Annotated in this window: 7 protein-coding genes; 4 read left to right on the top strand and 3 right to left on the bottom strand. The window is 49.3% G+C overall.

What is annotated here, in order from left to right; genetic code table 11:
* The coding region (locus HWQ67_RS10855) for a PAS domain S-box protein (RefSeq protein WP_218252708.1) at positions 1-1,123 on the bottom strand (1,123 nt) is incomplete at its 3' end.
* Between the two features lie 110 nt (positions 1,124-1,233).
* On the opposite strand from HWQ67_RS10855, the gene HWQ67_RS10850 reads away from it, so the two are divergent.
* Both HWQ67_RS10850 and HWQ67_RS10845 read left to right on the top strand, forming a co-directional pair.
* A complete protein-coding gene (locus HWQ67_RS10850; RefSeq protein WP_218252707.1) occupies positions 1,234-1,608 on the top strand; it encodes a hypothetical protein in 375 nt (124 codons plus the stop codon).
* Positions 1,598-3,532, top strand: a complete 1,935-nt coding sequence (locus HWQ67_RS10845) for an ATP-binding protein (protein ID WP_218252706.1) — start codon at positions 1,598-1,600, stop codon at positions 3,530-3,532. The genes HWQ67_RS10850 and HWQ67_RS10845 overlap by 11 nt, the downstream gene beginning before the upstream one ends.
* 214 nt (positions 3,533-3,746) lie before the next feature.
* Here HWQ67_RS10845 and HWQ67_RS10840 read toward each other — a convergent pair whose 3' ends face one another.
* Both HWQ67_RS10840 and HWQ67_RS10835 read right to left on the bottom strand, forming a co-directional pair.
* Entirely contained in the window at positions 3,747-4,091 is a 345-nt protein-coding gene (locus HWQ67_RS10840; protein WP_218252705.1) for a BrnA antitoxin family protein, read from the bottom strand.
* Positions 4,054-4,323, bottom strand: a complete 270-nt coding sequence (locus HWQ67_RS10835; RefSeq protein ID WP_218252704.1) for a BrnT family toxin — start codon at positions 4,321-4,323, stop codon at positions 4,054-4,056. Before HWQ67_RS10835 ends, HWQ67_RS10840 begins: the two co-directional genes overlap by 38 nt.
* A gap of 208 nt (positions 4,324-4,531) precedes the next feature.
* Here HWQ67_RS10835 and HWQ67_RS10830 point away from each other — a divergent pair, with 208 nt between their 5' ends.
* Together HWQ67_RS10830 and HWQ67_RS10825 are read left to right on the top strand one after the other, a co-directional pair.
* Positions 4,532-5,125 carry a hypothetical protein gene (locus tag HWQ67_RS10830; protein WP_218252703.1) on the top strand — a complete coding sequence of 198 codons (594 nt, stop codon included), beginning with the start codon at positions 4,532-4,534 and terminating at the stop codon, positions 5,123-5,125.
* A gap of 4 nt (positions 5,126-5,129) precedes the next feature.
* The gene (locus HWQ67_RS10825) at positions 5,130-6,554 is read left to right on the top strand and encodes a proton-conducting transporter membrane subunit (RefSeq protein ID WP_218252702.1); all 1,425 of its coding nucleotides are present in this window, start codon (positions 5,130-5,132) and stop codon (positions 6,552-6,554) included.
* Positions 6,555-6,703 lie beyond the last annotated feature (149 nt).

Below are 6,703 nucleotides of genomic sequence, written 5' to 3'. Positions count from 1 at the left end.
ATATCTTTGGGGTTTTCCCTATGACCTCATCCCGTTTATAACCGGTAATTGTGACAAACGTGGGATTGACAAACTCGATCCTGCCTTTGAGGTCAGTGATTACTACGGCAATGGGGCTTTGCACTATGGCGCTTGAGAGTTTTATAAGTTGCTCTTCGGCCTGCTTACACTCGGTTATGTCGTTGACAAAGCCCTCGTAGTACTGGGGTTTGCCATCGTCGTCTTTTACGATGCGTATATTTTGTTCTATAATGAGTTCGCTGCCGTCTTTTTTTCTCAGACGGCTGCCGGGGTCTTTTGTAGAACTCTGCCCTGCCAATGTACCGACAAACTTCTCATAATCTGCCATCCTGATGTACAGTGACGGCAGGTCCGGGCTGACGGAGAGCAGTTCTTCCTGGTTGCCAAATCCGAGCATGGAGATAAATGCGGGGTTCATTGAGAGCAATCTGCCTTCGGTGTCAAAGCGGTAAAAGCCACTGAAGGTGTTTTCAAACAACACCCTGTAGCTCTCCTCGGAGTGTCTCAGTTCTTTGGTGCGTTGTCTGACCTTGTCTTCGAGCTCTTCGTTGAGGGTCTCCAGTTCGATCTGGGCCTTGAGGAGTTCGCGGTTTTTGCGGACGGCATTTTCGTAGGTTGACAGCAGGAGGTTGAGGATGTGCCTGGGTTTGGATTTTATTTCGTAGACCTCGCCCATGAGGTTGATTTCGAGCTTGTCTTGGGATTTGGCGTCATCGACGGCACTTGGGGCGTTGTTGAGGATGGCCTCGATACTCTGCAGGACGTAGACCTCGTCATAGGGCTTGGTGATATAGTAGTCGGCCTCAGATTGCAGGCCGCGGATGATCTCCTTCGTATCCGACAGTGCTGTCAGTAGGATCACCGGTATGTGTTTGAGCAACTCATCGGTTTTAATCCTGAAACACATCTCATAGCCATCCATCTCCGGCATGGCAATGTCGCTGATTATCAGTGACGGCATCTGACTTCTGGTCAGCTTCAGTCCCTCGGCCCCGTTCCTGGCGGCGATCACCTCATAACCGGCCCTGATCAGGCTGCGTCGTAAGAGCTCCCGTTGCACCATGCTGTCCTCGACAACGAGGATTTCTTTATTGTGTTTCATTCCTAATTCCCGTACACGCATATTATACTATAAAACACAATAAAATTTCTTTACATCAGCTTTGTTTTTGAATTACAATACAGACAGTAGCAAAATTAAGGAGTGGTGTTATGAGATTACAATTGTGTGTTATGCTGATGGCGATTATGCTATCATCTGCTGTTGCCTTTGGGCAATGTATCGAGGGGGATTGTGTCAATGGTACTGGGACTGCCGTTTTTGAAAATGGCGACAAGTACGTCGGACAATGGAAGGATGGCAAGCGGGATGGCGAGGGGACGTATGAGCTTCGTAAGGGGGATAAATTTGTCGGCGGATTCAGGGCTGACAAGGCAAACGGCCCGGGAACTTTGACCCGCAAAGATGGCACCGTGATAACAGGGGTGTGGAAGGATGGCAATATCGCCGGCGATGCAACCGTAATCAAGGCCAGCGGAAAGGTCAAACGGATGCGTAAAAGGAAGGATGACACCAGTGGCAAGTGACGGAAATGTCTTAGATGCTGAATTTCAGCAGATGATCAAGAAGGTAAACCGATACCTGTGGGACTTCTATAATCTCCACAGCATCATTATTTCAATAGCGGGTTTTGGCAATTACGTGGGGCAGATACTGTATGCCAACAGGTGGGCGCACAGGTTGCTAAAGTATCCTCCGGGCAGTCTGATAGGAAGAAACATCACGATCCTGATGTCTAACTCGGATGACGTTGTAAATCATGACTCTTATCTTAGGGAGTACCTCAACAAGGACCGGTTGGGGATGGTGCTCAACGAGGGACGGGTTGTCGATGCAAAGGATGCCGATGGCGGGATATTGCCAACGTACTTGTCGGTCATAGAGAAGGACATAGATGGCATGAGGGTATTTATCGGTTTTATGACCGACCTCTCTCAGCAGACAAAGGCAATGGAGAGGGCGCAGGCAGCGGCGGCTACACGGGCCGGCTTCCTTGCATGCATGAGTCATGAGATACGTACCCCGTTAAACTCAATCATTGGCAGGGCGGATTTGCTGAGGCATATGTCACTTTCTCCTGAGGTGCTGGGTCACGTGGATTCTATTATTTATGCGGGAGAAAACCTGCTGCGGATTATCAATGACGTCCTTGATTTCTCAAAGATTGACGCTGGCAAATTGGTGATGGAGCGGATGTGTTTTGACCTGCACAAGATGATAGACAAGGTCATAGACGTTATGAAGACAACCGCCGATAAGAAACACCTGTTACTGAGTGTCAAAAAGGCCCCCGATCTCCCCGATCTTGTCATAGGGGACCCGACGAAATTGCACCAGGTGTTAATCAATCTCATTGGCAACGCTATAAAGTTCACGGACGAGGGAGAGATCACATGTGCCGTTGTCGTAGAGGGCAAGACGGGTGATGAGGTGACCCTGAAATTCTCCGTCATGGATACGGGGATCGGTATCCCTAAGGCCAAGCTGGATAGCATCTTTGTGCCATTTGCACAGGCCGACTCCTCAACGACCCGCAAGTTTGGGGGAACGGGGTTGGGGCTGTCGATCACAAGAGAGATCGTGGAGATGCACCATGGCAATATATGGGTTGAGAGCATTGTCGGTAAGGGTAGTATTTTTTATTTTACGATGATGTTTGAGTTAAGCTATGAGTGCAGGCTGGATGAGGAAACAGCCGTGGAGAAAGAGGTCAGGGACACTACTACGCACCGCAAGATTCTCATTGTTGAGGATAACGAGGAAAACATTAAACTCGCTCTGTTGTTTCTGAAGGATACCAAGTATGAAGCAGATGTGGCAAGAAACGGGAGTATTGGGGTTGAGATGTTTAAGGCAAAGACATATGACATTGTCTTTATGGACGTGGAGATGCCCGTCATGGACGGCTGGACTGCCGTGGAGCAAATAAGGAAATGGGAGAAGGAAAACTCCAGGAAAGAGACAACGATAATAATGCTGACAGCCCACTCCCAGGAAGAACACAGGAAAAAGGCGTTTGATATTGGAGCTAACGATTTTATCACAAAGCCCACAAAGAAAAAGATTCTAATAGATGCCATCAATAGGTTTACTATGGATATGCCGGAAGAAACACGTGAAGTACCTTCAACCGACAATAGCACGGGTGATGGCATTGCTGTCGAGATAGACGGTAGCCTGGAGGACCTGATCCCGGACTATCTCAATACAATAAAAGGTTACATTGACACACTGGGCAAAGCAATGGCCGCAACCGATTATGAACAGCTCAGGCAAACGGGTCACTCACTGAAGGGTTCCGGGCGCAGCTATGGATTTGATTTCATCTCGGAGGTTGGAAAAAACATCGAGCAGTTTGCCGTGGATAAGAACGTCGAAGGCATTAAGCTCTGGACAGAGAAACTTGAAAGTTACCTGAAACGTTTAAATATAACATTCGTAAACAAGTAGTACGGTTAAAGGATACAGAGAAACGCAGTCATGCACGAAAGATACAACCTTGTAGCACAAGAAAGAAAGGGGTGGCTCCGCTTCTGGTAGTCCTGCACAAGTAGTTGTGACTTTAGACTTATATCTCACTAAGCAAAGGTCAAAATATCGAATATAACTATCTCAGCAGGACTACCCTTGTATTTAATCCAATCGAAACGTGCTATACGCTGTATTATCTGGGGTCGCTCTGAGACTCTTCTTGTGTCTTTGACGCCACAAATGCCCGTAACACGCTGTTGATGTAGGATTGGTATCCGCTCCCCTTGCTGCGGAACCAGTCAAGGACATCTGCATCGATGAGGATATTGATTTGCTTCTTGCGGGGAGGCAAACCGGCAAAGGCTTGACTCCAGTCAACTTGCTCATGAATATCATCCGGATCAGCAGCAATGCTTGCCTCCAGTTCCTCCTCAGTCATGGCCTCAACCTTTGCCCAATCTGTACGACTATAGCCGTTTTTACACATCTCGGCAAGTTCTTCAGTTGTATATCTTACTATATGCTCTTTTTTCTTCATATCTTGCCCTCCTCATAGTTATAATCCTGATGGCGTCATCGCGCCACGTCCAAACTACGGTAATAATCAGACCACCTAACTCGCCTATACTAAGCCATCTCTCCTCTGTGCCTCGTGGTGAGGCAACAGTGTGCAGGTATCGTCCGTCAAATAGTGTCGTAGCGTCAGCAAAATCCAAATTCCGTGCCTTCATGACGGTAAGACGCTTTAGTTCATCCCATTCAAATACCATATAATTATTGTAGCCACAACTGCAAGTATAGTCAAGTCATAATAACAGACGTTGGTTTCCAACAATTGATCTATCACTGTTTGTTGTGATAATATTATCTTATTGTTGAAAAGACCTTACGGTTTTATCCAGAAAGAAGGCAAGAAGGCGAATATGCCCAATATAACAAATAAAAATCTCTGTAGTCCTGACAGGGTGGAGGTTGTGCATGGTGGCGGGTAAGTTGGCGGATACTCTGCCTCTGGTGCTCTTTGGCATGGCCCTGTTGTACGTGTCAACGGCTAACCTTGTCAAGACATACGTAAAGGCCCTTGTCATACAGGCCTGCTTGATGCTGCTTGTCTCTTTGACGTATGTCAAGCACATCGGCCTGGTGCATACGATCATCATCGCCATCGAGATCGTTGTCGTCAAGGTGGCAGTCATCCCGTTTTTTATAATGTACACGAGCCGGAAACTGGACATCCAGAGCGATTGCGACTCCTCAGGGGAGGGCTACATGTCCGTTGTTGTGGCAGCCGTGATGATGTTTACCGCCATCGCCGTCACGGGTACTCTGGGGCTTGGACTGGCCATATGTGCGGTGTTTACCGGACTGTTTGTTATGACCTCCGGCAGACGGCCCATCACCCATGTGATTGGTTATGTGGTCTTGAGCAACGGGGTCTTTCTGATGTCGCTGATGCCGGCATCCAGAGCGGCCTATATCGTTGAGGCGGGAATGCTCCTGGACGTCCTCGCTGGTGTATTCATAATAGGCATATTTTTTAACGGCATGAAGTCGTGCCTGTTGCATAGATGATACGGTGCAAGAGTTAGCCCTGATAATGGCACAGTTTGTCCTGGCTCTGGTGTCCTTTCTCAAGAAATCGGGCAAGTGGGATAAGGCCATCATGATCGTTGCCGCCGTCTTTCACATGACAGTCACGCTGTATCTGTGCATCAGGGGTAGTGTTGCTGCTCCACTTCTGGGGGCAGACAACCTCGGATGTCTGTTTCTGTTGATCCTGTCAACGCTCTTTGGCGCCACAACCATAAGCAGTGCGCCTTTTATAAAGTACACGGAGCAGGGGTATTTTAATTACCGCTATGTGATCTTTATGCTGCTGTTGCTTGGCGCCCTGACGGGTGTGATCCTGAGCAGAAACATAGCCCTTATGTGGGTCTTTGCGATGGCGGCAACGCTTGCAAGTGCGCCGCTGGTGTGGCACTACGGCGACAGGGAATCGCTGGAGGTGGTGTGGAAGTACACCTTTATATGTGCCGTTGGTCTAGCGCTTGCCTTTGTCGGGGTGTTGGCAATCCTTGAGGGGGCAAGGGAGATAGCCGGGGCGAGTCTGAGTGTTGATCTGCTTGCCGCAAGGGCGTCACTGATAACGCCCAAGTGGGGCAGGGTTGCCATTGCCTTTGCGTTGGTTGGCTATGCGACTCAGATGGGTATGGCCCCTATGCACGCCTGGTTGGCCGATGTCCATGTTCAGGCGCCTTCTCCGGTGGCGGCGTTTTTTTCCGGCGCCATGGTCAGTTGTGCCTTTCTGGGCATACTGCGGTATTATCAGATATTTGCAGCAACGCCACTGATCGCTGATTTCAGGCATCTGTTGTTAGTGTTCGGCCTGTTTTCGGTCATTGTTGGGGCGGTGTACATATTGAGGGTCGATAACTTTAAAAGAAAGTTGGCCTCCTGCAACATCCAGCACATGGGATTGTTGTGTGTGGGGATGGGGCTGGGCGGTGGGGCGGTGTATGCCACGATGCTCTATGCCATGTCTTACGCCCTGGCAAAACACCTGATGCTCCTGACATCGGGCAATTTTCTCCGCGCATATGGCACCATCAACACCAGTGAGATAAGCGGTGGACTCAACAGTATGCCTGGCAGTTCGTGGTTGTTGATTGTTGGGGTGTTTGTCCTTGCAGGCGTGCTGCCATCAGGCGTCTTTATCGGTGAATTCATGCTGTTTAAGCGTATGGTAGCCTATCCCTCGTGGGGTATTGTCATCGTGTCGCTGGTGCTGATGACAATCGTTGCATATGCCATAATAGAAGCAACGTTGCGCATCACGCTCTCTTACGACACTATGCCGGCGTTTACGCAGGGGACGGAGTCGCTCATTGCCCAGGTCCCACAGTGGGTATTTATAGGGCTGTTGGTGCTGATGGCCCTGCACCTGCCGCAACGTTTGGATGCGATAGCACGTGGGGCTGCCTCCTTGCTTGGAGGGTTTTAGAGTATCCTCTTTATATTTCACGGTATACTGATCGGATTCGAGTTTTTTTCGGGTATCAAAATTGCTCGCATAGAAGAAAGAAAGGGGCGGCTCCGCTTCTTTGTCGCTCCAGGACGCTCCTGGCCCCCTTCAGAACCCCCTGCAAGGGG

Source organism: Candidatus Magnetobacterium casense, assembly GCF_019173545.1.
GTDB classification, from domain to species: Bacteria; Nitrospirota; Thermodesulfovibrionia; order Thermodesulfovibrionales; family Magnetobacteriaceae; genus Magnetobacterium; species Magnetobacterium cryptolimnobacter.
The sequence above is the reverse complement of the archived record's forward strand: the minus strand, read 5'-3'. Positions and strand labels throughout refer to the sequence as shown.

Bases quoted from the DNA above. Each gene is read 5' to 3' on its own strand.
- HWQ67_RS10850 (WP_218252707.1), top strand. From the start codon at position 1,234: ATGAGATTACAATTGTGTGTTATGCTGATGGCGATTATGCTATCATCT.
- HWQ67_RS10840 (WP_218252705.1), bottom strand. From the start codon at position 4,091: ATGAAGAAAAAAGAGCATATAGTAAGATATACAACTGAAGAACTTGCC.
- HWQ67_RS10835 (WP_218252704.1), bottom strand. From the start codon at position 4,323: ATGGTATTTGAATGGGATGAACTAAAGCGTCTTACCGTCATGAAGGCA.
- HWQ67_RS10830 (WP_218252703.1), top strand. From the start codon at position 4,532: ATGGTGGCGGGTAAGTTGGCGGATACTCTGCCTCTGGTGCTCTTTGGC.